Raw genomic sequence first — 26,478 nt, 5'->3', positions numbered from 1 at the left:
AAATCGATCATCTAAAAAATGATCGGTCCAGCGTGTAGACAAACCCTCGCATTCTTTGTCAGGTCTAGGCTCCGATGCTCACGAATGTCAAATTCGCTCCGCAAAGGTAGCCGTCCTTCCTAGACTGCAAAGGTTTTCTATCACGCTGAAAAGAAGACAAAGTGCTAAAATCAAGATCATTTTAGCACTTTGTCAACAATCTGAACCGATCATCTAAAAAATGATCGGTTTTTTTATAAACAAAATCGCATCATCTCTCATTTTTCACGACAGGTGATTTTTCTTTATGAAGCGCACGAATCATCGCATCATCTACGTGTAAATGCTCTTTCACTAATTGAGGCGGGGTTAAAGCCATCCACTGATTCAACGAAATATCTGCAAACCGGTCACTTTTAAAAATTTCTAAAAACCAAAGGCTCGTTTGGCCGATATTTTGGATGTAATGCCCCATACCAAAAGGAACATATCCAACATCACCTGCTCTGTAATTAAAGGTGCGGGCAGTACCTCCTGCTCCAAAGACCGTCATTTTGGCCGTACCGGTTAAATAGTATTGCCACTCATCATTATTAGGGTGCCAGTGCATTTCTCTCATGCCGCCAGGTTTTACTTCGACAAGTGCAGCCGCAATCGTTTTTGAAATCGGGAAATTCTGTGAGTCGACAATGCGGACGGTTCCGCCTGAGGTCGTTAGCGGCTTTTGACGAAGAAGCTGGTGCGTAAATGGCGGCTTAATGCTCCCGTATGGATCAGATACCGTTTGGCTTTCTAAAGATGCCGGCGGTGAGCCTTGAAACATATAGCGCTGCTTATTCGGAATACGGTCAAACAATTTCTTAGGAACACCAAAATTGGCGGATAGAATCTCTTTTGGTGTATGGGCAAACCAGTCTGTGATCGTGAATGTATCAAATTCAGAAAAATCGCCATCATCAAATACAAGAAGGAACTCACATCCATCCTCAAGTCCTTGGATGGAGTGCGGGATACCAGGTGGAAAATACCACAAATCGCCTTCTTCTATATCAGCGATCATATTTCGCCCTTCTGCATCTACAGATGTGATGCGGGCTTTGCCTAAAATCATATACGCCCATTCCGCCTGTTTATGCCAATGAAGCTCACGAACACCTCCGCCTGTGAGCCGCATGTTGACACCTGCAATCGTTGTTGAAACAGGCAGCTCCCGCTTCGTAATTTCCCTCGACCAGCCGCCGTGATTCAAATGCATGTGTGTATCAGAAAATGAAAATTTTAAATTAGGAATTGTTCCGGCATCGGTTTTAGGGGGAACGAGCATATCTGGGTTCTCTATATCTCGAAGGACATCACGCGGGCCTAAGTCGGTGGCACCCGCGCCATCCTTTCGAATGGGCTGCGGGATGTGACGGAGCTCATCATCCATTTGTCATCCCTCCTTGAGACTCATTTTTCTCTTCCAAACTATATGAAGCTTCGGAAGAAAAAATTCAATCAGGATGGGATGTGAGAAACCTTTGAATACGGAAGGCTAAGCGCAGCCGCAATGTTGCATCAGGATCTTTTAAGCTGATTCGAAGCAATTCTTCACACTTCTCAAGGCGATAAATGACCGTGTTGCGATGAATAGACAATCGTTTGGCTGTTTCTGAAATGTGGCAATGGGTTTCTAAATAGACAGACAAGGTGTGAAGAAGACTTTGATCGACTTGTGATGGTTCAGATAACGGGTGTAGGTGCAGCTGGTGAAACGTGATCATATCCTTTCTTGGAATGAGCCTTAGTAAATCTGGTACATCCTTCGTCTGATAAAATTGAATATATTCAGTCCGCGATGAGAGATATCCGGTTTGAAGAGCCTCTAATGCTTCATTGTAGCCCTCAGACAGATGGGGGATTAGGCAGGCTGTCAAACTCACCCCAAAAGAAATGGTGTGATTCACTTGCAGTTTAACAAGCTTCTGCAACTGTTTTAAAAAAGAGATGAGACTGCCGCTAACCTCCGGCCAACTGCCAGTCTCCTCCATCAATACAACACCCATATCACCTTTGACAAACAGAAAGGCAGGAAATGGGCAGCTTAGGAGTGCACTTTCGAGCAGATCAATCACATGATCTAAAACCATTTGCTGCTTCATAAAACATGTGGTATCACTGCGCTGATCAAGTTGACAGATCATACATAGATAGCGGCATTCGGCCTTTAATCCAAACGCCTGAGCGAAATGTAAATGATCTTGCTGGGAAAACGACGCCCTCTCTATCCATCTGCGAAAACCCTCATTTCTAGCACGCTTGGCCGTTTGCAGGGCGGCATATTGTCTCATGCGCGCAATCGACATTTCGTTCACTGCATTTGCAATCATCCCATGCAATGCTTTATTCTGCGGGTGAATGAAAGAAAGGATGACCAGATAATCGCATGTTTGTTCGTTTAAATCGATCGGAAAGATGGAAAAGGTTTGTTTTGCATGTATCATCGAAAAAGAATGAGTTGTCCTACTTTGAAAAAAGGGGAGAATGTGCATCCATTCTGGGCTCGTCATCATGGGGTGCGAGGTATAGAGAATACGTCCATGCTGGTTAAATAAATAAACGGGCTTGTGAATATTTCTGGCCATTTTTTGTAATATGTCAAACTGGTTATCGGCTATGTTCATATCCACTCAATCTCCTTTATTGGTGAAGATGAATAAAAAAATGGACAATTGCTGTCAACATCTCTGATATGCATTTTATGTTATCAGCTAAAATCATTTTAGATAGAAAGTTGTTAATTAATATGACAAAAAAACAGAGCGTCAGGACAAAATCACGTGCCGCCAGTCATCTTCATTCAGAATTACGAGCAAATATGATATGTTGTAGACAGAAGAATTTCTTTCAGAAATATGGGTATCACAAGGAACAAAGGCTTTGATGTGAGGAAGCCGTTTATACATGAGAGTGGCAAGAGGTGAGAAACATGATTTATATCGGATTAACTGGCTGGGGAGATCATGACAGTCTTTATCCGCCGAAAATTGGCAGCGCGCAAAAGCTGTTTCACTACGCATCAACGTTTCCCATTGTGGAACTAGATGCCAGCTTTTATGCGGTTCAGCCTGAGCGTAATCATGAAAAGTGGATAAAGGATACTCCGGATGACTTTCAATTTGTTGTGAAAGCATACCAAGGAATGACTGGACATCAAAGGGGTGAGATTCCGTTTGCTTCGAAGGAGGACATGTTTGATGCATTTATTCTTTCGCTGACTCCGCTCATTCGTGAAGGGAAACTGGCCATGGTGCTCTTCCAATTTCCACCTTGGTTTGATTGCAAAAAAGAGCACGTCCATTATTTAAGATGGTGTAAGGAGAGGATGGGTGATATTCCTTGTGCTCTCGAATTCCGAAACCGTACATGGTTTTCAGAGGAATTTTATGAGCAGACTTTGTCCTTTATGGAAAAGGAAGGATGGATTCATTCCGTCTGTGATGAACCGCAAGTAGGAGAAGGCTCCATTCCGCCAGTCATACAAGCTACACACCGTGATAAAACATTGGTCCGATTTCACGGAAGGAATAAACAGGGCTGGCTTCACCCGGCAGACCATGAGAATTGGCGTGAAGTGAGATACTTATATTTATATAATGAAGCTGAATTAAAAGAGTGGAAAAAGAATCTCGACATCCTGCATCAGCAATCGAAAGATGTCTATGTCGTGTTTAATAATAACTCCGGCGGAGATGCAGCGGCAAATGGACAGCAGATGATTGATTTGCTGGATATCACGTATTCAAGCCTGTCTCCGAAGCAGTTAGATTTATTTAGTTAACCGAGAGCTGACAAACCTGAATGAGACGGTCAGTGACAACTTGAGGGAGAGATCAACATGCTGCAGAAGCTATGGTTATATCATACAAACGACTTGCACAGCCACTTTGAGAACTGGCCAAAAATTGCAGCTTATATTGAAGAAAAGCGTCAAGTTCACGATCAGATGCTCTTGTTTGATATTGGCGACCATATGGATCGAGTAAACCTCGTATCCGAAGCTGATTATGGAAAGGTAAACGTCAAGCTCCTCAATCAGCTTGGCTATGATGGAGTCACGATCGGGAATAATGAAGGCATTACGCTGCCTCATGATCAGCTTGATCACTTGTATGAGAATGCACAATTTCCTGTGGTCCTGTCTAATCTATTTGAGAAAGGCAAAAGGCCATCATGGGCAAAGCCCTATCATATGATCACAATGGAAAACGGACTGAAGCTCTGTCTCTTAGGCGTGACCATTGCGTATACACCTGTTTATGAAAAGCTGGGCTGGAACATTACTGATCCGTTTGACAGCATACGGGACATGCTGCAGGAAGTGAAGGGACAGGCAGATGTCATTGTGCTCTTATCCCATCTCGGTATTATCCATGATCGAGAGGTCGCCCGTGACTTCCCTGAAATCGACATCATCCTAGGCTCGCACACGCATCATCTGTTAGAACAAGGTGAAATGGACAATGGGGTGCTTCTTGCATGCGCTGAAAAGTATGGGCATTATATTGGCTGTGTCGAGCTGACAATCGATACAGCGCGCAAAGAGCTGATAGAGAAAAAAGCGACAGTGCAGTCAGTGGATCAGCTTATCAGTGAATCAGATGAAGCCATCACCACCTTACAGCAGGCGGAGAGAAGAGCAAAAGCACTGATGCAGGAAAAAGTAACAATAATTGAGACGAAGCTAGAAACGAAGTGGTTCGACGAATCTCCGCTACCGCAGCTCTTAACAGATGCCATTAAAGATTGGTGCGGAGCGGATATTGGCATGATGAATGCAGGTATGGTGCTTGATTCATTAGAGGCAGGGATCGTCACAAGAGAAGAAATCCACCGGATATGTCCGCATCCCATTAATCCCATTCGGGTGACGCTTACCGGTCAACAGCTCATCGAAACGGTTCAGCGGGGCTGTGAACAAAAAATGGAACAGCTGCGCATCAAAGGCTTCGGCTTTAGAGGTGAGCTGATGGGGAAAATGCTATATAGCGGCCTCAGCTATACATTAGAAGAAGGCGAGGCCAAACGGGTGAAGGATGTCTTTGTACATGGTCAATTGATCAAAAAAGACGCCTCCTATACTGTTGGCACAGTCGATATGTATACATTAGGCTCTCTTTTTCCTCATATCCGTGATCACGAACACATTGAATATTTTATGCCTGAATTTTTACGTGATGTTCTGACATGGCGCTTGAAGGAAGCAACATGAAATCCGCTTCAGCCTAACAACACGCGCGCTCTTTTCACATAGATTGTGATGAGAGGAGTGAAGGGATTTGGTGAATTTAACACCTATTACAATTGATGGCCATTCCTTTACAGCGGTCACCGTCAAGCTGCCGAAGACAAATTTCATGGCAGTAACAAATGAACATGGGTATATCATGTGCGGTGCACTGGATGTCGGGCTCTTGAATGAAAAGCTTGCAGATAGAGGCATTATCGCAGGGAGAGCAGTTGGAGTGAGAACTATTGATCAATTGCTTGATGCCCCATTAGAATCTGTGACATACGCCGCAGAAGCGCTAGGCATTTCAGCTGGAACCATTGGAAGAGACGCGTTATTGAAAATGGTGAAATAAAATGAACAGATGATTCCTATCCCCCCGCCTGTCTGCATACACTTGTAATGGAGAAGGGGGGATTTTTTATTGAGAATGAACCGCCGTTATCGCCCCTATAAAAAGGGCCCTTTGCCATTCCGATACGTCATGCTGCTTGCGATCTTATTCTTTGTGCTCTCAACCGTGATTAGTTTATTTTTTATCAACCGATCAATTAAACCAACCCTTATTCACATTGCTGAACTAGAAACAGAGCGCATCGCCAATCACCTCATACAATATTCAGTTCAAGACTTTGCAGACGATCAGGAGAATATGAAGGATATGGTGGTCATGAATACAAGTGAGAACGGAAAAGTGACGACCATCGATTTTAATGCGCAAGCAACATCGAAAGCAATGGCTGACCTGTCGCGTCATCTTCAGAAAAATTTAGAGGACATTGAAAAGGGGAACTTTCAAAAAGAGGCAAAAGAAGCGCTAAAGGATCAAACAGATGGACATGACGGCATTATATATAACATTCCGCTCGGGCAAGCATCCGGAAATGCACTCATCGCCAACCTCGGACCAAAAGTACCTGTACGCTTTAGTGTGATTGGTGATCCGCATACGGACGTTGAAAAAAACATTAAGCCTTATGGTATCAACAATGCCTTGATTGATATTAGTGTTCTGATCGAGGTCAAGGTAAGAGTCATTATCCCATTTGCTTCTGAAACAATCGTAGTTAAAAACTCTGTTCCTGTCTCCATACAAGCCGTTCAAGGAGACGTACCAGATTATTATAATGGCAGCGGAACAAACTCAGGGGCTCCATCAATTGTTCTTCCAGAGAAAAAGAAGAAAAAGGAATAACAGCCCAACAATGATTGGGCTGTTTTTTTACGATTTTCGTTTCCGTTCAGCTCTTTCCCACGCCCTCAAATGAGGGTATGGATCAAATGACCATTCGGTTCTGCCATTGTCTTTGTACATGCCATAGTGAAGATGCGGCGGAAACTTTCCTGCGGTGCCAGGAGGCCCGTAACCGGAGCTTCCGACAGATCCAATTACCTGGCCAGGTTCAACAATTTGACCGGTCTTGAGTCCTTTTGCAAAGCCATTTAAGTGAGCGAAGTAATGATAATGATTATGAATATCTCGAATGCCTATCCGCCAGCCGCCAAAGCGGTTCCATCCTTTCATTTCAATTACACCATATGATGTCGCACGAACGGGAAGTCCATAATGGGCAAATAAATCGGTTCCCTCATGAATTCTTCTTCCTCCAAACCCTCTCGCATCTCCCCATGTACTTCGGTAGCTGTAGTCAGCTCCAACCGGAAGAGGAAAAGCATGCTTTCCAAGATCAAGATGGCCGTAGTGCTTATATAGCTTCATAAAAGATGAAATGATTCCAACGGTTTGGTCCCGTCCATAATAATCCCATAAGCCAATTTTTAATTGCTCAATGCTGCTGCCGTAGTGAAGCAAGTATTGAGCAAACGTGAATAATACATCCTCATCGTCATCGCTGTCCGCTTTGCCATCCCCATTCCCATCAAGACCAATTCCGTCAAACACTTTAATGCTTAAAGGAGAGGTATCTTGTTTATTTGGGTTTTCTGGTCCAATCCACATTTCCCGGGGAATGTAGATGCCAATGACGCCTTTTTGTTTCGGTAAATCTCTTCTACTTTTTCGAATATTGTGTTCATACTGATCAACTGCAGCAAGTACATACCATGGAACCTGTGTTATGATGGAGACTTTTTCATATAGGGCCATTCTCTGCTTCAATTCATCTGGCTGTTTGCCGGTCCCTTCTGCATGAACAGGTAAAGGGAGCATTGAAAGAGCAATCATGATGGCTAAAACCACTTTCACAAACGTCCATCTCCTTTCATCGAGCATCGTCTTCTACCGTTTAGTGTGGTTAGATCACTCTATTTCATAAGAAGAAAATGTTAGTAATTTTCTTCTGTTTTTTTAGGAGGCTTTTGGGTATTTTTGCAGCTCATTCCCTTGTTGTTCAATCTGTACTATGTTAAAGTGTCTAAAGAAAAGGCTTTAGGCCGAAGATTCAATTTTTTGCAGCTTCTTAGCTGCATCCATCGTATATAGCAGGAAGATTTTTGTAGATGCACCTTTAACGAATTCATATGGAGATGATGGAATTGGCAAAGAAGGAAGAGCACGTAAGAAAACCGGACTGGCTTAAAATTAAGCTGAATACGAATGAAAACTATACCGGTTTGAAGAAAATGATGCGGGAAAACAACCTGCATACCGTTTGTGAGGAAGCAAAATGTCCGAATATTCATGAATGCTGGGCAGTGAGAAGAACCGCTACATTTATGATCCTTGGATCTGTTTGTACGCGCGCATGCCGTTTCTGTGCGGTGAAAACTGGACTTCCAACTGAGCTTGACCTGCAAGAGCCAGAACGCGTGGCAGATTCAGTAGCCTTAATGAACTTAAAGCACGCTGTCATCACAGCGGTTGCAAGGGATGATCAAAAGGATGGCGGAGCAGGTGTGTTCGCTGAAACCGTTCGTGCGATTAGAAGAAAAAGCCCATTTACGACCATTGAAGTTCTCCCTTCCGACATGGGCGGTAATTATGATAACTTGAAGACGTTAATGGACACTCGTCCTGACATTTTAAATCACAACATTGAAACAGTTCGCAGATTAACGCCAAGAGTTCGTGCGCGTGCTACATATGATCGTTCATTAGAATTCTTGCGTCGTGCAAAAGAAATGCAGCCTGACATTCCAACAAAATCAAGCATTATGATTGGACTCGGTGAAACGAAGGAAGAAATCATTGAAGTCATGGATGATCTTCTTGCCAATAACGTGGATATTATGGCGATTGGTCAGTACCTACAGCCTTCGAAAAAGCATTTGAAAGTTCAAAAATACTACCATCCGGATGAGTTTGCAGAGCTGAAGGAAATTGCGATGTCAAAAGGCTTTAGCCACTGTGAAGCTGGACCGCTTGTGCGCTCTTCCTACCATGCAGATGAACAAGTAAACGAAGCGTCTAAAAAGCGTCAGGCGCAAGCATAACAAAGAAAACGCCAGAGCTCTCTGGCGTTTTTTCTCATATTAATTTTGGCCATAAGGGGCGTTTCTTCTCATCGTACGGTCGGAATTCGTCATCCCATTTGCATCTTCTTTCGTTGAAATATCTCCACCTTGAGGGGAATACTTCATTTGCTGAATTGTTTTGGTTAAAATCTGGTCAAAATCACGTGAATTGGTTTGAAGACGTGAAAAATTGGCAATGGATTGAAAGTGCTCTGGATTATCAGAGACGTATACATGATAATAACGAGGGAGAACAGAAACCGCCGTTTTCTTTACTTGATCGGCAGATTCATCACGGTTTTTGTTTCCTGTTCGATACACGATGAGTGCATCCTCATCTGTCACAAGTGTGGCTGCATCTTTGATGTTTGGCAGCTGCACCGTTAAACTTGTAATCACGTGGGCAAGATGCTCACGATTTAAAGCAGGGGTTCTTTCTTTCTGATCCGTTACTTGCTGGCGCTGATAACGAACATATCCTGCTCTGTTTGTGTCTGCTTCTGGCATGTTGGAATTATTTCCTTCATGACGATCCGACAGACGGATGGTTTTACTTGAAGAATCTTCATCCACTTGCCGGTTCATACCTGATTGAAAGCCGCACCCGCCTAAAAGCATGCTGAGGAGAATCGCGGCTGTCAGTTGTTTCTTCATAAATGTGACCTCCTTTTTCCTTTAGCTTCGGCTAAAACGGAAAAAACATGCTTTAGCAATTGATGGAGTTCTTCCAATGAATTATCATTAAAGATGGATCGTTTAAAAAGAGGTGAGAAGATGATCGTCATTCAGAATGCTACCTTTGATCTTGTAAGAGATATCAAAGACGGCTTTAATGAAGAAGCGTTTAAAGCAAGGTACTCAGATATTTTAAATAAGTATGATTATATTGTGGGGGACTGGGGCTATAATCAGCTCAGGCTGAAAGGGTTCTTTGATGACCAAAACCAAAAGGCCACATTTGATACTAAAATCAGCACACTCGATGAATACATTTATGAATACTGTAATTTTGGCTGTGCCTATTTTGTCTTAAAACGAATCAGAAAATAACGCAAAGGGGAGCGTCATAATGTATTTCGTAGACAGAAAAAAGATTGAAGAGACATTACGTTTTTTCGAGGAGCAATATGAGTTGATGCAGAGTCATCAAACATGGACAAGTCCTCTAGAAAAAAAAGCGCTGGAACGAATTGTTCATTTGCTCGTCGAATGTATTCTTGATACTGGAAATGACATGATTGATGGCTTTATTATGCGTGACCCAGGAAGCTATGATGACATCATGGATATCCTTGTTGATGAAAAGGTCGTACCAGAAGGAGAAGGCAGTCAGCTGAAAAAGCTTGTCTCATCCCGCAAAACACTTGTGCAGCAATATCAGGAAGTGGATCATCATGACTTATTGCAGGTGATCAGCGAAGTAGAGCAGGCGCTAAAGGTTTTTCCAAGCCGCATCCGAACCTACTTGGAGCAGGAGCTTGGCCCAGTATCAGCGTTTAAATAAACCATTGGAGTTGTGAGCATCATGAAATACAAAGGCTATTTAATTGATTTAGACGGTACAATGTATAAAGGAACAGAAAAGATCGAAGAAGCAGGTCGATTTGTTCAAAAGTTAAATGAGTTGAACATCCCTTACTTATTTGTCACGAATAACTCATCACGAACGCCAAAGCAGGTAGCGGAAAAACTCGTTTCATTTGATATCCCAGCAACAGAAGAACAAGTTTTTACAACAAGTATGGCGACGGCCAATTATATTGCTGAGCAAAAGAAAGATGCGTCAGTTTACGTGATCGGTGAAGAAGGAATCAAGCAGGCCATTGAAGAAAAAGGGCTGACGTTTGGTCAGGAAAACGCAGATTTTGTTGTTGTTGGAATTGACCGGGGCATTACATATGAAAAATTAGCAGTAGGTGCGATTGCTATTCGTCAAGGTGCACAATTTGTCTCAACAAATGGAGATATTGCCATCCCAACAGAAAGAGGGCTTTTGCCAGGGAACGGCTCGTTAACATCTGTACTGACCGTGACGACAACAGTTCAGCCGACATTTATCGGAAAGCCAGAATCAATTATTATGGAACAAGCGATGCGTGTGCTTGGGACAGATGTGTCTGAGACGCTCATGGTGGGTGATAACTATGATACGGATATTATGGCAGGAATGAATGCAGGCATGGACACATTACTCGTCCATACAGGTGTGACAACAAAAGAGCTGCTCCAGAAGTATGAAAAGCAGCCAACCTATGTCATTGATTCATTATCCGAGTGGATTAAACGATTATCATAAAAAAAGAGGACAAGCGTTACGCGCGCGTCCTCTTTTTCTTTATTCTGCATTTCTCGCACTATGTGCCAGCCTGCTTGATGCGGCAGCAGCAATAGCGCCGACGATGTCATCTAAAAAGGTGTGGCATTCGCCTGTGGATTTATCGTTGAGTTTCCCGAGAATTCCTGGTTTTTCTTTATCGATATATCCGTAATTCGTAAAGCCGATCGAACCATAAATATTGACGATAGCAAAGGATAAAATTTCATCAACGCCATACAGGCTTTCGTCCGTTTCAAGTATTGATTGAAGCGGCTCAGTCAGCTTCTTTTGCTCGGCGAGTACGTCTAGTTCGACGCCCGTTAAAATCGCATTTTGGACTTCACGTTTTGCGATGACACGCTCCACATTGTGGAGGCACTCTGTCATGTCTAAGCCAGGATGATATTTTTCCTGTAAAAAGTAGACAAGGTCTGCTATATCTTGAATGGTTACGCCTCGTTCTTGTAAACGACGTCTTGCTGTTTTTTCTACTTCGTTCATCTCATGATGATGCGGCATTTATTCCTCACCCAATCCTCTTAATTTGTCCACAATGTGTAAAAAGCTTCGGATAGTAAATAGTATTCATAAATCCCTTAACCTGCGACTACGATATGATAAGAGATTGATCATAGGAATGCAGGTGAAAACATGAAAGAAACCATTTATCACACATTTGGTATTGATGTTCGTCAATTTATGCCATACGGCAGTTATCAGAGCTTTCAAACGGCGGAGGCTCTCTTCCTCATTGTTCCTGTGTCTCATTTGCGAGAAGAAGAACTCTCAGAGTTGTATCATATCAGTCAGTATTTACTGAATGCTGGAGACCCATACGTCGCTGTGTTTGAATTAACAAATGAAGAAAAGCCCACCTTTACTCATGGGAAGGAGCAGTACGCTTTATTAAAAGCAGCGCCTCCGATCTCAAGCCGTTCGTTTCAGCATGCGTCAGAGCTGGCATCCTTTCATGTTAGAGGAAGAGGATTTCCATATGAAGTATCGGAAACAAAACGTGTCGGTGCCTGGAAGGAATTATGGGCAAAACGATTAGATCAGCTTGAAGGCTTTTGGATGCAGCAAATGCACCAAAAACCGCTGGAACGGTTTGAACAAAAATTCATTGAATCGTTTCCGTATTATCTTGGATTAACGGAGAATGCCATTCAATATTTAGTCGATACTGAGCTCGATGATGAACCGAAAGAAGGTGACTCAGGCACTGTCTGTCATCAGCGCTTTTCACGTATGACATGGCCGCATGAGCAGCCGCTTCGTTTACCTGTGGATTGGGTATTTGATCATCCAACCCGTGATATTGCCGAATACTTAAGAGAGACCTTTGTACAGCATAAGGAAGATTTAATTGAAGAAGGCTTTTCCTTTCTTCAGCAATACGAGCAGGTGACACCTCTTTCCTCCTTTTCAAAGCGTTTGTTATACAGCCGTCTGCTGTTCCCGCTTCATTATTTTGAAATTGTGGAAGGCTACTACATGTCTGGAGAAAATGAAAAAGCATATTATGAAGAGCGGTTAGATTACGTCTTAAATGATGCGAGCCGCTATGAATACTTTTTGAAGGTCTTTCAAGAAATGAGTGCCATGCGAAGCGGCGGGAGCCCCATTCCGGCTATTGGCTGGATTCAGCCTGCAGCTGATTTGAAGTTTCAGTGAACAGACGAAACGTCTCTTTTCTCTTGAGGCGTTTTTCGTTATGCTTAAAGAAATCGATTAAAGGAGTGTCCTTCTTGACGAAACCTTATGTCTATATCACAAGAAAGCTTGATGAAGCATCACTTACACCATTAAAAGAAGTCGCTCATGTTGAGATGTGGCCGAGCGAGGATGAGCCGTGTCCAAGAGAAGAGCTAGAAACACAAGCAGCTAAAGCGGATGCGCTTCTCACCATGCTGTCAGATCAAATAGATGAGCCCCTCTTATCAAAGGCTCCGAATATCAAGGTGGTCGCAAACCTTGCTGTTGGCTATGACAATATTGATGTTGAAGCAGCCAAAAAGCGCGGAATCACTGTATGTCATACACCAGACGTCTTAACAGAATCGACGGCTGATTTAGCCTTTGCCCTTCTGATGGCGTCAGCTAGACGCATTGTTGAGGCGAGTGATTGGATTAAGGATGGAAATTGGACAGGCTGGGGCCCGCTTCTTCTTGCTGGTGCGGATGTTCATCACAAAACGCTCGGGATTGTCGGAATGGGCAGCATTGGAACAGCACTTGCCAAGCGGGCCAAAGGCTTTAATATGAATGTCCTTTATCATAATCGTTCAAGAAAACCCGAGGCAGAAGCGCAGCTTGGAGTGACCTATGCGGGTTTTGAGGAACTGCTCAAACAGTCTGATTTCATCGTCTGTCTGACGCCGTTAACTTCGGAAACGAAAGACATGTTTAATGAACAAGCATTTGATCTGATGAAGAACTCTGCTTATTTCATTAACGTATCAAGAGGACAGACGGTGGATGAGGACGCTTTATACGAGGCTGTCACGACAGGAAAAATTGCGGGCGCAGGTCTAGATGTATTTAGACAAGAGCCTGTCAGTCCATCTCATCCATTAACGACATTACGTAACGTCACAGTCCTCCCTCATATTGGAAGTGCTAGTGTCGAAACGAGAAAAACGATGATGCGTTTATGTGCTGAAAATATAGCGCTTGTCTTACAAGACGAGCCAGCCAAAACGCCGGTTCGTTCATAATATAAAGCTTCCCGGTGTTCGGGAGCTTTTCTGACAAAAATATTTTGAAAATATAGAATCTTGATGTAAATAGCTGTTAAGCGGTTTCATTCTGACAATCTCTTATTTTATTACCTTGTCAAAATGAGGATACCCCTTTATAATGTGTGTACATTGAATGTCTGTGTAAGGTTAACAAATGTCTTTTTAGAGAGGACATTTACGGAGAAAGGTGGAATTTCAGGTGAAGGCAATTCGAGTTGGGCTATTAGGATTAGGAACAGTGGGAAGTGGTGTCGTAAAAATTATCCAAGACCATCAGGATAAATTAATGCACCAAATCGGCTGTCCGGTATTAATACAAAAAGTGCTTGTGAGCAATCCCGATAAAAAAAGAGATGTGGATGTCGCAAGAGAGGTCTTCACAACTGAAGTATATGATGTGATTAGAGATCCAGAGGTCGACGTCATCATTGAAGTGATGGGCGGCATTGAAGAGACAAAACAATATTTAATAGATGCGTTGAATGAGAAGAAGCATGTCATTACGGCCAATAAAGATTTAATGGCGCTTTACGGTACGGAGCTTTTACATGTAGCGAAAGAAAATGGCTGTGATCTTTATTATGAAGCAAGTGTCGCCGGAGGAATTCCGATTTTGCGAACACTGGAGGAAGGGCTCGCCTCTGACCGAATCACCAAGATGATGGGGATTGTGAACGGTACAACGAATTTTATTTTAACGAAAATGAATGTCGATAAAAGCGCATATGAGGATGTCTTAAAAGAAGCACAGGATCTTGGCTTTGCAGAAGCAGACCCGACAGCTGATGTAGAAGGACTGGATGCAGCAAGGAAAATGGCGATTCTTGCAAGGCTCGGCTTTTCCATGAATGTAGATTTAGACGACGTCAAGGTGAAAGGTATTTCTGAAATCTCTGATGAGGATATTAATTTCAGTAAGCGGTTTGGCTATACAATGAAGCTGATCGGAATTGCTCAGCGGGATGGAGAGAAAGTGGAGGTCAGCGTTCAGCCAACCTTACTTCCTGATCATCATCCATTATCATCCGTCAACAATGAATTTAATGCGGTGTATGTCTACGGAAGTGCTGTAGGAGAAACGATGTTTTACGGACCTGGAGCAGGAAGTCTGCCAACAGCAACAGCTGTTGTATCAGACTTAGTCGCAGTAATGAAAAACATGCGCCTTGGCGTGAACGGAAGCGGATTTATCGCACCGCAGTTTGAGAAGAAGATCAAATCGTCATCAGAAGTATTTGCTCAGCAGTTTTTAAGAATTCATGTCAGAGATCAAGTCGGGGCATTCTCTCGCATTACATCTATTTTTTCTGAAAGAGGCATCAGCTTTGAAAAAATCCTTCAGCTTCCTGTAAAAGGACATGATGAGCTGGCTGAAATTGTGATTATTACACATCAGACCTCAGAAGAAGATTTCTCAAATATTCTGCAAAAATTAAACGACCTCGATGTGGTGGTTCAAGTGAAGAGCACGTACCGAGTAGAAGGGAACGGTTTAAGCTGATGAAATGGAATGGACTCATTGAAGAATTTCAAGAATTCTTACCAGTAAACGAATCTACACCTAAACTAACATTAAATGAAGGGAATACACCGCTGATCCATCTCGCCAAGCTTTCAGAAAAGCTGGGGATCGAGCTTCATGTGAAAACAGAAGGCGTCAATCCAACAGGTTCTTTCAAGGATCGAGGAATGGTCATGGCCGTTGCAAAGGCAAAAGAAGAAGGCAATGATACAATCATGTGCGCTTCAACAGGGAATACCTCTGCAGCAGCAGCAGCTTATGCAGCCCGTGCTGATATGAAATGTATTGTCATCATTCCAGACGGGAAAATTGCCTTCGGTAAGCTTGCACAGGCTGTCATGTACGGAGCAGAGATCATTGCCATTGACGGCAACTTTGATGATGCATTGAAAATCGTCCGCAGTATCTGTGAAAAAGCGCCGATCGCCCTTGTGAACTCCGTCAATCCTTATCGAATTGAAGGACAAAAGACAGCAGCATTTGAAATCTGTGAGCAGCTAGGCTCTGCCCCGGACGTACTGGCGATTCCTGTTGGAAATGCCGGGAACATCACAGCCTACTGGAAAGGCTTCAAGGAATATCACGAGAACAAAGGAACTGGACTGCCTGTCATGCGTGGTTTTGAAGCAGAAGGCGCAGCGGCAATCGTTCGAAATGAAGTGATTGAGCAGCCAGAAACAGTGGCAACGGCTATCCGTATCGGAAATCCAGCGAGCTGGCAACAAGCTGTGGCAGCCGCAGATGAATCAAACGGAAAGATTGATGAAGTGACTGATGAGGAAATTCTTCATGCGTATCAATTGATTGCACGTGAAGAAGGTGTGTTTGCAGAGCCGGGCTCATGTGCGTCGATTGCCGGCGTGTTAAAGCAGGTGAAAACTGGTGAAATCAAGCCAGGCAGTAAAGTTGTTGCGGTACTAACAGGCAACGGACTGAAAGATCCAAATACGGCTATCGATATTTCACAAATCAAGCCGGTCACACTCGATGCAGATGAAGATCAAATTCTTGAACACCTAGAAAAGGCCGCACGCGTATGAGTGAAGCCTCCATGCTTTTTTCAATCACAGTACCGGGAAGCACTGCCAATTTAGGACCAGGCTTTGATTCAGTTGGAATGGCACTCAGCCGCTATTTAAAGCTATCGGTCTATGACCATGATAGCTGGCTGTTTGAAGCAGAAACAGATGTCGTAGCTGGAATTCCATCAGGCACCGACAACCTAATTTATCAAACAGCCAAAAAGGTCGCAGATGACTTTGGAAAAACACTCCCGCCTGTTCATGTCAAAGTGTGGAGTGATATTCCATTGGCACGAGGGCTTGGCAGCAGCGCTGCTGCCATCGTGGCCGCCATTGAACTCGCCAATCAGCTTCTTGAATTAAACATGACAGATGATCAGAAGCTCTTTTATGCAAGTGAGATAGAAGGTCATCCAGATAATGCGGGTGCCTCTTTATTCGGTGGTTTACTAATTGGTCTTCATGAAGAAGACAAAACCCATGCCGTTAAAGTACAGCATGTGGATGTAGATGTTGTCGTGGTCATTCCTTTTTATGAAGTGCTCACAAAGGATGCCCGTGATGTCCTGCCAGAGGATTTTTCCTATAAGCATGCTGTCAGTGCGAGTGCTGTGAGCAACGTCCTTGTTGCCGCATTAATGACGCAAAACTGGCCGCTTGTTGGAGAAATGATGAATAAGGATTTATTTCATCAGCCTTACCGCACAATGCTCGTTCCAGAGCTGTCGAAGGTAGAGCATGTCGCTTCGCTCAAAGGAGCGTATGGAACAGCTTTGAGCGGTGCTGGGCCGACGATCCTCACCTTAGTGGAAAAAGGGAAGGGTGAAGCACTGAAAGAGCAGCTTGCCCAAAACTTCCCGCATTGCGAAGTCGATTTGCTGACGGTGCCTGTAGAAGGTGTTGTCGTGCAGCATCATCCTGTTAATCAAGTAAAGAACGTGCTGTAAAATCTGCACGTTCTTTTTTTATGCTTGTTTTTTATGGGAAGAAGCAGGGATTATTATTTAGAGGATCGAACTATTTTTTATGCATATAAGGGGGAGATACATTCATGAAGAAATTGATGACGGCAGAAGATTTAACGAAGATTGTTTCTGTTTCTCATCCGGTTTATTCACCAGATGGAAAAAAGGCAGTCTTTACAAAAGTCACTGTGAATGAGAAAAAGGACGACTACAACATCCACTTATGGGTACGAGATGAAGAGACAGAGGAGCTGGCACAATGGACATTTGAGGATGGAAAGCATCATCAGCCAGTTTGGTCAAAGGACGGCAGGCAGCTTGCTTTTATTTTGCAAAAGCCAAAGGAAGCCCCTCAGCTCGCACTCATAAAGAGCGAAGGAGGCGGCGTGCGTACTTTAACAAAGATTCCATACGGAGTATCTCACCCTGTCTTTTCTCCCGACGGAGCATTCATTTATGCGGCTGTGTCATTGAAACAATCAGAATCTGTTCATGATGAAAAAAAGGAAGAGCAAGATGAATTTGCTCCAGCGGTATATGATGATTTGACCTATAAAGCAGATGGAAGAGGCTTTCTAGATGGGCGTGTCACACAGATCGTGAAAGTGGATATCCGTTCAGGAGAGGTAGAGCCTATCACGAGCGAGCAGGTTCATCATATGAATCATACCGTTTCCCCGTGTGGAAAATGGCTTGCCTTTATTCAATTAAATCCACAGATACCTTACATAAGTGACGTGTGTCTTCTGTCATTAGAAGATGGTCAGACAAAAAAGATCACACAAGCAAACGGCGCTTATTCCACCGTATCTTTTTCTCCAAATGGAGAGAGTCTTTTGTATATTGGACATGAGCGCGAATTTCAAAATGCCACCTTCCCATCAATATGGCTGTATGATCTGAAAGAAGACAAGGTGGTTCAGCTGTCAGAAATGCTCGATATGTATGTTGGAAACTGTATGGCAGGAGATAGCGTGATGGGAGAGGCCTATCAGGTTCCACAGTGGACAAAGGACAGCCAAGGATTTTATGCGCTTGTTTCTGATCAAGGCAGTACAGGGATTTATTATTTCTCTATTGAAGGATTAGCCTATCCAGTTCGACTAGAGGCGGAACATATCACCAATTTCAGCCTTCATCCAGATGAAACCAAACTACTGCTCAGCCGGCTTTCACCTGTCTCACCAAGTGAGCTGTATGAGATGACATTAGGGGAGACAGAACTAAAGCAAATCACATTTGAGCATCATGATTTTCTAAAGGAGCATATCGTATCGGAACCTGAACCATTTTCTTTTCAGTCAAAAGATGGTGACGAGGTGCATGGCTGGTTTATGAAGCCTTCCCAGATGGAAGAGGGAAAGAAATATCCGCTCATTCTAGAGGTTCATGGCGGACCGCATGCGATGTATGGTTATACGTATTTTCATGAATTTCAAATGCTCGCTTCAGAAGGCTATGCCATCGTGTATATCAATCCGCACGGAAGTCATGGATACGGACAGATGTTTACCGACCGTGTAAGAGGAAGCTATGGTGACGTTGATTATGACGATGTCATGCAGGCTGTTGATCATGTGCTCAAAGCCTATGATTTCCTTGATGAAACAAGGCTTGGCGTGACAGGCGGCAGCTATGGCGGTTTTATGACCAACTGGATTGTCGGTCAGACCGACCGCTTCCGTGCAGCTGTCACACAGCGCTCCATTTCAAACTGGATTAGCTTTTATGGCATCAGTGATATCGGTTATTTCTTTACAAGGTGGCAGATTGATGGGGATATTTATGATTCTGTCGATAAGCTATGGGATCGTTCTCCGCTAAAATATGTGAAGCAGATGAACACGCCGCTTCTCATCCTGCACAGCGATGAAGATTATCGCTGCCCAGTTGATCAAGCAGAACAGCTTTTTGTGGCATTAAAGGAGCTTGGGAAAGACACAAGATTGGTCAAATTCCCGAAGGCATCTCATGATTTATCCAGAAGCGGTCACCCGGGGCAGCGTATTCAAAGACTGACCTTTATAAAGGAATGGTTTAGAGAAAAGCTAGCCTAATAAAAAACGACCCTTCAGCGTGCTGACAAACCCTCGCATTCGGTGTCAGTCCTGCGTGCTGGTGCTCACGAATAGAAAATTCGCTCCGCGCCAGTATTCGTCCTTCCTAGACTTCAAGGGTTTTCTTATCACGCTGAAAAGAAGACAAAGGGCTAAAGCCTTTGCAATCATGAAAAAAACGACCCGATTAGGGTCGTTTTCATGTCATATATGAATTAGAAAACCTGTTCAACTTCTACAACGCCAGGCACTTCTTCTAATAATGCGCGCTCAATACCGGCTTTCAATGTAATGGTTGAACTTGGGCAGCTGCCGCATGCACCAAGAAGACGTAATTTCACAATGCCATCTTCAATGTCTACAAGCTCACAGTCTCCACCATCACGTAATAGAAATGGACGAAGTTTGTCCAGTACTTCCTGTACTTGGTCTTTCATTTCGACTTCAGTCATTAGATATAATCGCTCCTTTCACAACATATCACCATTATATTCATCTGGACGATAAAAATCTATTGATTGGTTTCAAAGTTTCCTTCTCATTATAGCACAATCTCATCTTGAAACAAAAAGTGATTTTGACTTTTTTCATCCAGAAAATTCAGCTAAAATGAAGAAAGAATAGGGGGCTTGTCAAATGCACAAAACTGTCGATCTTTATGTATATGGAAGAGATGTACTGTGCGCTAGCTGCGTGAATCTGCCTTCTTCAAAAGATACATTTGAATGGTTAGATGCAGCATTAAAACGAAAATATCCGAATCAGCCATTTCGCATCACATATATTGATATAGAGCACCCGCCAGAAAACGAACAACAAAAGGAATTGTCTGAACGAATTCTTGATGATGAATTCTTTTATCCACTTGTCTTAGTAGAGGATCAAATCGTTGGAGAGGGCAATCCGAAATTAAAAGACATTTATCAAGAAATGGAGAGATACGGGTACAAGGAGAGCAGTGAATAAGCTGTTCTTTTTTTGAGGAATAAACGAACAAACGTTCCTTTTTGCATTGAAAAAGAACGTTTGTTCGTTTATAATGAAATGAAAGGAGCGTGAGCATCATGAATTATTTACTGAAACAATCTCTTCATCAGCAAGTGCCGATTGAGATGATTTATATGAAGAAAAACGGAGAGTGCACGAAGAGAAAAATCATTGTACACCGTCAAACGGATCAGCTTATCCAAGCGTATTGTTTATCGAAGAAGACAATGAGAACCTTTCGTAAAGACTGCATTCTTGCCCTTGCTCCGATCAAATGGACCAACTCATCGGCACATGCCGTTTCATAGAAAAAAGCTCCCTCGTCACGAAGGAGCTTTGAGAAAAAATTCACATGATTTTAGCCATTGTGATGCTTGTACATCCAAAGGAGTCCAGATTTCAGGAGTCTTGGCACCCGGCCAACAAGTGGACGATCAGCGACTAAGCCAAAGCCGGCTTTTTTCCCTAAAGAACCTAAAACACCTTTTAGCTTAAACTGTGGATAAGCCTCAGGAAGCGGCTCATTTTTCCAGCGTTTTTGCAGAGATTGGACAATTTGTTCTGCCTGCGCCTCAGCAAGCTGTGCACTTGGGGCATGCGGTAGACTTGCGCAGTCACCTACGACATATACATGCTCATCCCCTGGAAGATTATGATGAGGAGTTAATACGACGCGGCCTTGTGCGTCTTTTTCAACATCCATCTCTCGTACCACTTTGCTTGGCTGTATTCCTGCTGTCCACACGATGACATCTGCTTCAATCGCGTCATCATGGTTGTAAACGACACCTTCTTCAACCTTTGTAATATTGGCACAGTTAATGATCTTTACGTCATTTTCTTCAAACCACTTTTGCACATACAAACTTAATCTTTTTGGGAAGCTTGATAGTATCAACTCTCCGCGGTCAAAAAGAATAATGTTTAAATCAGCACGGCTTTCTCTTAGTTCACTGGCCAGCTCTACCCCGCTAAGTCCAGCACCGACGATGCCAACCGTTGCACCTGCGCTCAAATTGTTTAATTTGTTATACGCATGTCTTGACTGATCAATGGTTTGAATGCTGTATGTATGTTCTTTCGCACCAGGGACATTATGATACTTGTCCTCACAGCCGAGTCCAATCACCGTATCATCATACGGAATCGGTTCACGGTCACTGAATAAGATCTGTTTGTTTTCAATATCAATTTTTTCTACTTCCCCGTATTGAATATCCAGCTTCGGATGCTCTGGAAAAGATACTCGAATGTGATGATCAGAGATCGTTCCAGCAGCAAGTGCATAATATTCTGTTTTTAAACAGTGGTAAGGATTTCGATCAATTAATGTGATAGTGACATCATCAGGTAATTGATTTGGCAATAAGCGGTGGAGAACCCGCATATTCCCGTAACCTCCGCCGATCAAGACTAAATTTTTCATGACGATTCTCCTTTTCCCCGTAGACATTGAAAAACACTTATACTAAAAAACTTTAAGTTAAAATACCAAATAAAATTATATCGAATTTACTGTGAAACCACAATAATTGTTTCAAAATAACCTACATATTCATCAGTTAGTCCTAAATAGTAAAACATTTTATGAAGAATAGGCGTAACGATACAGATGAAGCTCATATTTTGACTAATTCAAGGAATTTCGGTAGGATGGTAAGGCAATGTGAGGTGAAGCACAGTGTTTCCACTGATCGAATTTTGTGTAAGTAATCTTGCACAAGGGTCTCAAGAGGCAAAAGAGAAGCTTGAAAAAGACCCAAACCTAGACGTAATGGAATACGGCTGTTTAAGCTATTGCGGCAAATGTATGGACTCCCCATTTGCACTTGTGAATGGAGAATTTGTTTCAGGAGAAAATGCAGAGCAGCTAGTCGAGCGTATTTATGCTTTTATAGAGGAAAACGACATGTTTTAAATGCACCACATGGGTCATGAGGTGCATTTTTTTCACATTTTCAGCTTCCATTTTTAAGGAGAATGAATAGAAAGCGCATCCAATATGTTATGCTAATAAAATATCATCAATATGAAGCATCACACGAGAGAAAAAGAGGCATATGCATAATAAAAGCCCTTTGCCATGGCAGCAAAGAGCTTTTATGTATGAAAAACGGGGGATGATAAGATTGTCTCCTGAATCGACTCCTTTTATACTATAAAGAAACAACATTTTTGGAGGAAGCTCATGACATCATTTCAATTCACGAAAATGCACGGATTAGGAAATAATTATATTTACGTTAATCAGATGAAGGAACAGCTTCCAGAAGAGCAGCTATCAGAAATAGCGATTCGCGTTTCTTCTGTTTATACAGGAATCGGTTCTGACGGGATGATCCTTATTTGCCCATCAGATGTTGCACCTGTGAAGATGCGCATTTTCAACAATGATGGATCAGAGGGCAAAAACTGCGGTAACGGGCTGCGCTGCGTTGCAAAGTATGTGTATGAGCATCAAATTGTGACGGACACAACGTTCCAGATTGAGACATTGTCAGGACTTGTTGAAGCGACCGTTCACGCTCAGGATGGTCATGTTCAGCTAGTCACAGTAGATATGGGAAAACCGCGTTTTGAAAAAGAAGCGATGCCGATGCTTGGTGAACCGGCCAGCACAACAATTAATGAGCCGCTTGATTTTGGCACTGCGAATTTAAATGGAACAGCCGTTTCAATGGGAAATCCGCACATCGTTTTTTATTTAGAGGACATTGAAAAAGCACCTCTTCATATACTTGGGCCGATCATTGAAAAACACGATATGTTTCCAGAAGGCGTCAATGTAGAATTTGTTGAAGTTGTCAGTGAAACCGAACTGCATTTTCGTGTGTGGGAAAGAGGCTCAGGCATTACACAGGCCTGCGGAACAGGGGCTTGTGCTGCGGCTGTATCCACAATTGTGAATGGGCAGGCGAAAAAAGAAACAGACATGACCGTTCATTTAGCAGGCGGAGACCTCATCATTCGCTGGAAAGACAATGACCACGTGCTTATGACAGGACCTGCGGAGACCATTTGTGACGGGACATTTTATCTCTAAACCATTTATTTGAGAAAAGGCATCATCACGTTTATAATTGAAAAAGAAACATCCAGTCAAAAGGAGGGATGATCATGAGTACACCAGTAACCATTACAGAAGCTGCTGCACTGCAGATTAAAGATATGATGAAAGAGCATGAAGAAGAAAATGCGTTCCTGCGCGTGGGCGTAAAAGGCGGCGGCTGCAGCGGTCTTTCGTACGGCATGGGCTTTGACCATGAAGTCTCAGAGAAAGACACGCAGTTCGAGCAGCACGGCATCAATGTCCTTGTCGACTCCGAAAGCCTTGATATCATGAACGGAACCATCATTGATTTCAAACAATCACTCATGGGCGGCGGTTTCACGATTGACAATCCAAACGCCATCGCATCATGCGGATGTGGTTCTTCTTTCAGAACAGCGACGAATACCGGTACGCCGGAAGAGTGTTAAGGGTTAAAACAATTCATTCTGTAAAACCATTTGTATAATGAAGACCTCCTCATATTAATCATTTTCTTGAGGAGGTTTTTTGTGTTGTTTTTAAAGATGCAAAAAAAAGGACATGACTTCAATCACTCAGCACGTCCTCTTTATAAAGATATTTAATTAGAAAAAAGCTCGCAGTTTCTTAGTATTTCCTCTGTTCACCTTCCACATCTTTTCAAAAGGTTTCATCATGGTGTGTCGGAAAAAATGTTCTTTGTTGTGTTTCGTTGAGAATAACGTTTCGTATTAATCGATTGTATTCTCAATCATCATTTTCAAAGCTGTTCCCTCTTTTATGAAGAGTAGTAAAGACTTTCATCGCTTCGCTCATAAATGATGCCAAGCCATCACCATAACGATCTATATTCTTTTTGAAACGTTCATCTTGAATATAGAGTTGGCCTAAACCGTAAAAAGCATCAAGAGAGTAATAACGAAAGTTTTCGTTTAAAAAGTCGTACCATTGTTTGATGACGATTTGCACCTCTTTGGATTTAGGGGAATGGCTGCGAAGAGAGGCTAGTTTATTCAGTATGCTATCCCAGCTATCAGATAATTCAATTTGTTCATCTTTAGACAAATGATTTAGTTTTGAGCTGACTTCATCAACAGCTTGATTTCCCCAACGGTGACGAGCTTCTTCTTCATATTGACTAAATTTCATATTCATATTCTCAAACCTCTCTTTATAGGTGTATTGAGTTTCTCCCGTTAAATGTTGTAGCGTCTTATCAATATTTCCGATCATTTTATTGAGATTATCTCGTTTCTCAATTAACATTTTTCTTTGTAGCATAAATGCTTCTTTCTTATTAAATGAAGGATTGTGCATCATCTTTTGGATTTCCTTCAATGGAAATCCAAGTTCCCTGAAAAATAATATTTGCTGTAATGTTTCAAGGTTTTCTTCTGAATAGAGCCGATAACGATTATCTGTGACTTCACTTGGAGTCAATAAACCAATCTTGTCGTAATGATGAAGTGTACGAATGCTAATACCAAATAATTCAGCTACTTCTTTTACTTTCATTTCAATTCACCTCTCTTGATATCCACTATAAAATATGACGTTGCGTTAGGGTCAATCATCTTTTTAAAAATTTATATCATTGTTGATCTTGTTTGAAGTAGTGAATTCAAGGAGTTATGTTTTTCTCGCAAATCGCTCAATTTTGTTACAGCTTACCCGAACAACTGGCTATTTCCCCTCGAAAAGAGTATCATGAAAACCAAACATAAACTGTAGTGAGAAAAGAGGTTGCTGAGGTTTGAGTGAACAAATCAATTGCAGGAACTGTCATGAATTGATTCCGTATCGTTCCAAAACGTGTCCATCTTGCGGGATTGAGAAGCCGCTTCCGAAAAAGGAACGTGTGAAGGATCGGGTGATTTTGGTTGTGGCAGGGATTGTTGTGGTGCTGCTTGCTGCAATGGTACTAGGAATGGCAAATGCCTATATTGGGGTTTTTAAATAAACGAAAAAGGAGTTCCTTGAGTGGGAACTCCTTTTTTGATCCGTTCTTATTTATTTTCAAATAAGCTTGTGGAATGGAGAGGCTGTACACGGGCTTTCGGGTCCATGTAGGCTTTCGCATTGTTGACAGCAGTTGGTGCTTCACCAAATCCGCTTGCAATCAATTTGACTTTTCCTTCATACGTACAGATATCTCCTGCTGCATAGAAGCCTTCAATGTTTGTTTCCATTGTAGATTTCACCACGATGGAGTTCTTTTCGATTTCAAGGCCCCATTGTTTGATTGGTCCAAGGGAGGAAACGAAACCGAAGTTGACGATCACATCGTCCACATCAAGTACTTGTTTTTTGTCGCCTTTGACTTCTTCGAGCACGATCTGTTCAATGCGGTCTTCACCAATGAGCTCAGTTGGCACAAATGGAGTCAGCACATTGACCTTCGAGTTGTGCAGGTTTTCTACACTGTGCTCATGTGCGCGGAATTTATCGCGGCGGTGAATGATGGATACTTCTTTTGCGATTGGTTCAAGCATGAGTGCCCAATCCACCGCAGAGTCTCCGCCTCCAAGAACGGCCACGCATCTGCCGGCAAATTGGTTCAGGTCATTAATGAAGTAGTGCAGATTGCTTCCTTCAAATGATTCTGCAGTATCCAATTCAAGCTTTCTCGGTTGGAATGCACCGTTACCAGCTGTGATGATAATTGTTTTAGAATAATGAATCTCTTGATTTGTGACAAGTTTAAAGATCCCATCTGCTTGCTTTTCAACCGTTTCAACAGCCTGCTCTAAGCAAATGGTTTGATCAAATTTATCCATTTGTTCCTTTAAGTTATCAACTAATTCTTGTGCGCGGATTTTTGGAAAACCAGCCACATCATAAATATATTTTTCAGGGTAAAGAGCGGATAGTTGACCGCCGAGCTGAGGAAGGCTTTCAATGATTTTCACACTTGCCTGTCTCATGCCTCCGTAAAACGCAGTAAACAATCCAACTGGGCCGCCCCCGATAACGGTAATGTCATATACCTTAGAATCTTCTTGCATTCCTTTAATCCTCCCAAATGAAAATTGTTATCACTATATCATATCATACCACATATCGTCGTTTGACTTGTTTTGAAAAACTTGTCGTTTTTTGATGCTGAAGCTTTGAAAAGGAGGAAAAAGTGAGAAAGACCGTTTATCATAAGGATTTTCAGTTTAAAGCCTTGAA

Annotated in this window: 28 protein-coding genes and 1 pseudogene; 20 read left to right on the top strand and 9 right to left on the bottom strand. The window is 42.7% G+C overall.

Annotated features, from left to right (window positions below):
- Positions 1-250: 250 nt before the first annotated feature.
- Together ACP69X_RS00880 and ACP69X_RS00875 are read right to left on the bottom strand one after the other, a co-directional pair.
- Positions 251-1,408, bottom strand: coding sequence for an oxalate decarboxylase family bicupin (locus ACP69X_RS00880; protein WP_426052330.1), 1,158 nt, complete (start codon positions 1,406-1,408; stop codon positions 251-253).
- A 64-nt stretch (positions 1,409-1,472) separates the two neighbouring features.
- Positions 1,473-2,642 (bottom strand): PucR family transcriptional regulator, encoded by a 1,170-nt coding sequence (locus tag ACP69X_RS00875; RefSeq protein ID WP_041088391.1) that lies wholly within the window; start codon positions 2,640-2,642, stop codon positions 1,473-1,475.
- A 305-nt stretch (positions 2,643-2,947) separates the two neighbouring features.
- Here ACP69X_RS00875 and ACP69X_RS00870 point away from each other — a divergent pair, with 305 nt between their 5' ends.
- The 4 genes from ACP69X_RS00870 (at position 2,948) to yunB (ending at position 6,443) form a co-directional block, all read left to right on the top strand.
- The gene (locus ACP69X_RS00870) at positions 2,948-3,799 is read left to right on the top strand and encodes a DUF72 domain-containing protein (RefSeq protein WP_041088393.1); all 852 of its coding nucleotides are present in this window, start codon (positions 2,948-2,950) and stop codon (positions 3,797-3,799) included.
- A 57-nt stretch (positions 3,800-3,856) separates the two neighbouring features.
- Positions 3,857-5,230, top strand: a complete 1,374-nt coding sequence (locus tag ACP69X_RS00865) for a bifunctional metallophosphatase/5'-nucleotidase (RefSeq protein ID WP_041088395.1) — start codon at positions 3,857-3,859, stop codon at positions 5,228-5,230.
- Positions 5,231-5,297: 67 nt separating this feature from the next.
- A complete protein-coding gene (locus ACP69X_RS00860; protein ID WP_041088397.1) occupies positions 5,298-5,603 on the top strand; it encodes a YunC family protein in 306 nt (101 codons plus the stop codon).
- 69 nt (positions 5,604-5,672) lie between these two features.
- Positions 5,673-6,443 (top strand): sporulation protein YunB, encoded by a 771-nt coding sequence (gene yunB / locus ACP69X_RS00855; RefSeq protein ID WP_024423371.1) that lies wholly within the window; start codon positions 5,673-5,675, stop codon positions 6,441-6,443.
- Positions 6,444-6,470: 27 nt separating this feature from the next.
- Here yunB and ACP69X_RS00850 read toward each other — a convergent pair whose 3' ends face one another.
- Positions 6,471-7,418, bottom strand: a complete 948-nt coding sequence (locus ACP69X_RS00850; RefSeq protein ID WP_241768940.1) for a M23 family metallopeptidase — start codon at positions 7,416-7,418, stop codon at positions 6,471-6,473.
- Between the two features lie 326 nt (positions 7,419-7,744).
- Here ACP69X_RS00850 and lipA point away from each other — a divergent pair, with 326 nt between their 5' ends.
- Complete coding sequence (gene lipA / locus ACP69X_RS00845; RefSeq protein ID WP_008360456.1) at positions 7,745-8,641, top strand: lipoyl synthase; 897 nt, start codon at positions 7,745-7,747, stop codon at positions 8,639-8,641.
- A gap of 39 nt (positions 8,642-8,680) precedes the next feature.
- On the opposite strand, the gene ACP69X_RS00840 is transcribed toward lipA, so the two are convergent.
- Positions 8,681-9,316, bottom strand: coding sequence for a YhcN/YlaJ family sporulation lipoprotein (locus tag ACP69X_RS00840; protein WP_034659879.1), 636 nt, complete (start codon positions 9,314-9,316; stop codon positions 8,681-8,683).
- Between the two features lie 120 nt (positions 9,317-9,436).
- Between ACP69X_RS00840 and ACP69X_RS00835 the strand changes: the two genes are divergently transcribed.
- The 3 genes from ACP69X_RS00835 to ACP69X_RS00825 are packed head-to-tail and all read left to right on the top strand — an operon-like array spanning position 9,437 to position 10,958.
- On the top strand, positions 9,437-9,712 hold the full coding sequence (locus tag ACP69X_RS00835; RefSeq protein ID WP_039181199.1) for a YutD family protein: 276 nt from the start codon (positions 9,437-9,439) through the stop codon (positions 9,710-9,712).
- Between the two features lie 19 nt (positions 9,713-9,731).
- Complete coding sequence (locus ACP69X_RS00830) at positions 9,732-10,166, top strand: DUF86 domain-containing protein (protein ID WP_041088402.1); 435 nt, start codon at positions 9,732-9,734, stop codon at positions 10,164-10,166.
- Between the two features lie 18 nt (positions 10,167-10,184).
- Positions 10,185-10,958 carry a TIGR01457 family HAD-type hydrolase gene (locus tag ACP69X_RS00825; protein ID WP_117616636.1) on the top strand — a complete coding sequence of 258 codons (774 nt, stop codon included), beginning with the start codon at positions 10,185-10,187 and terminating at the stop codon, positions 10,956-10,958.
- A gap of 39 nt (positions 10,959-10,997) precedes the next feature.
- Here the strand turns inward: ACP69X_RS00825 and ACP69X_RS00820 are convergent, their stop codons facing one another.
- Positions 10,998-11,498, bottom strand: coding sequence for a phosphatidylglycerophosphatase A family protein (locus ACP69X_RS00820; RefSeq protein ID WP_041088406.1), 501 nt, complete (start codon positions 11,496-11,498; stop codon positions 10,998-11,000).
- A 132-nt stretch (positions 11,499-11,630) separates the two neighbouring features.
- Here ACP69X_RS00820 and yutH point away from each other — a divergent pair, with 132 nt between their 5' ends.
- The 6 genes from yutH (at position 11,631) to ACP69X_RS00790 (ending at position 19,286) form a co-directional block, all read left to right on the top strand.
- Complete coding sequence (gene yutH / locus ACP69X_RS00815; protein WP_041088408.1) at positions 11,631-12,653, top strand: spore coat putative kinase YutH; 1,023 nt, start codon at positions 11,631-11,633, stop codon at positions 12,651-12,653.
- Between the two features lie 74 nt (positions 12,654-12,727).
- On the top strand, positions 12,728-13,696 hold the full coding sequence (locus ACP69X_RS00810; protein WP_041088410.1) for a 2-hydroxyacid dehydrogenase: 969 nt from the start codon (positions 12,728-12,730) through the stop codon (positions 13,694-13,696).
- A 223-nt stretch (positions 13,697-13,919) separates the two neighbouring features.
- On the top strand, positions 13,920-15,221 hold the full coding sequence (locus ACP69X_RS00805) for a homoserine dehydrogenase (RefSeq protein ID WP_041088412.1): 1,302 nt from the start codon (positions 13,920-13,922) through the stop codon (positions 15,219-15,221).
- Entirely contained in the window at positions 15,221-16,282 is a 1,062-nt protein-coding gene (thrC, locus tag ACP69X_RS00800) for a threonine synthase (RefSeq protein ID WP_041088414.1), read from the top strand. The genes ACP69X_RS00805 and thrC overlap by 1 nt, the downstream gene beginning before the upstream one ends.
- Positions 16,279-17,211: a homoserine kinase gene (gene thrB / locus ACP69X_RS00795; protein WP_041088416.1), complete on the top strand. Its 933-nt coding sequence runs from the start codon at positions 16,279-16,281 to the stop codon at positions 17,209-17,211. Before thrC ends, thrB begins: the two co-directional genes overlap by 4 nt.
- Positions 17,212-17,315: 104 nt before the next feature.
- Complete coding sequence (locus ACP69X_RS00790; RefSeq protein ID WP_073979069.1) at positions 17,316-19,286, top strand: alpha/beta hydrolase family protein; 1,971 nt, start codon at positions 17,316-17,318, stop codon at positions 19,284-19,286.
- Between the two features lie 215 nt (positions 19,287-19,501).
- On the opposite strand, the pseudogene ACP69X_RS00785 reads toward ACP69X_RS00790, so the two are convergent.
- Positions 19,502-19,801, bottom strand: a pseudogene (locus ACP69X_RS00785) (NifU family protein).
- Positions 19,802-19,922: 121 nt separating this feature from the next.
- On the opposite strand from ACP69X_RS00785, the gene ACP69X_RS00780 reads away from it, so the two are divergent.
- Positions 19,923-20,252: a YuzD family protein gene (locus tag ACP69X_RS00780; RefSeq protein ID WP_041088421.1), complete on the top strand. Its 330-nt coding sequence runs from the start codon at positions 19,923-19,925 to the stop codon at positions 20,250-20,252.
- Positions 20,253-20,350: 98 nt separating this feature from the next.
- Entirely contained in the window at positions 20,351-20,581 is a 231-nt protein-coding gene (locus ACP69X_RS00775; protein ID WP_039181181.1) for a hypothetical protein, read from the top strand.
- A 50-nt stretch (positions 20,582-20,631) separates the two neighbouring features.
- Here ACP69X_RS00775 and ACP69X_RS00770 read toward each other — a convergent pair whose 3' ends face one another.
- Entirely contained in the window at positions 20,632-21,699 is a 1,068-nt protein-coding gene (locus ACP69X_RS00770; protein ID WP_034282611.1) for an NAD(P)/FAD-dependent oxidoreductase, read from the bottom strand.
- 255 nt (positions 21,700-21,954) lie between these two features.
- On the opposite strand from ACP69X_RS00770, the gene ACP69X_RS00765 reads away from it, so the two are divergent.
- From ACP69X_RS00765 to ACP69X_RS00755, 3 genes are all read left to right on the top strand, one after another.
- A complete protein-coding gene (locus ACP69X_RS00765; RefSeq protein WP_008346813.1) occupies positions 21,955-22,191 on the top strand; it encodes a YuzB family protein in 237 nt (78 codons plus the stop codon).
- Between the two features lie 270 nt (positions 22,192-22,461).
- Positions 22,462-23,316 (top strand): diaminopimelate epimerase, encoded by an 855-nt coding sequence (dapF, locus tag ACP69X_RS00760; protein ID WP_269102403.1) that lies wholly within the window; start codon positions 22,462-22,464, stop codon positions 23,314-23,316.
- A gap of 74 nt (positions 23,317-23,390) precedes the next feature.
- The gene (locus ACP69X_RS00755; protein ID WP_024423354.1) at positions 23,391-23,753 is read left to right on the top strand and encodes a HesB/IscA family protein; all 363 of its coding nucleotides are present in this window, start codon (positions 23,391-23,393) and stop codon (positions 23,751-23,753) included.
- 298 nt (positions 23,754-24,051) lie between these two features.
- Here the strand turns inward: ACP69X_RS00755 and ACP69X_RS00750 are convergent, their stop codons facing one another.
- Positions 24,052-24,819, bottom strand: coding sequence for a MerR family transcriptional regulator (locus ACP69X_RS00750; RefSeq protein ID WP_196770525.1), 768 nt, complete (start codon positions 24,817-24,819; stop codon positions 24,052-24,054).
- Between the two features lie 238 nt (positions 24,820-25,057).
- Between ACP69X_RS00750 and ACP69X_RS00745 the strand changes: the two genes are divergently transcribed.
- On the top strand, positions 25,058-25,264 hold the full coding sequence (locus ACP69X_RS00745) for a hypothetical protein (RefSeq protein ID WP_024423352.1): 207 nt from the start codon (positions 25,058-25,060) through the stop codon (positions 25,262-25,264).
- Between the two features lie 46 nt (positions 25,265-25,310).
- Here the strand turns inward: ACP69X_RS00745 and yumC are convergent, their stop codons facing one another.
- On the bottom strand, positions 25,311-26,309 hold the full coding sequence (gene yumC / locus ACP69X_RS00740) for a ferredoxin--NADP reductase 2 (RefSeq protein ID WP_426052329.1): 999 nt from the start codon (positions 26,307-26,309) through the stop codon (positions 25,311-25,313).
- Positions 26,310-26,478 lie beyond the last annotated feature (169 nt).

This window comes from Bacillus sp. DC4300-2b2 (genome assembly GCF_049895685.1).
Lineage (GTDB): Bacteria > Bacillota > Bacilli > Bacillales > Bacillaceae > Bacillus > Bacillus safensis.
Note: the sequence above shows the minus strand (reverse complement) of the source record. Positions and strands in the feature narration are given on the sequence as shown.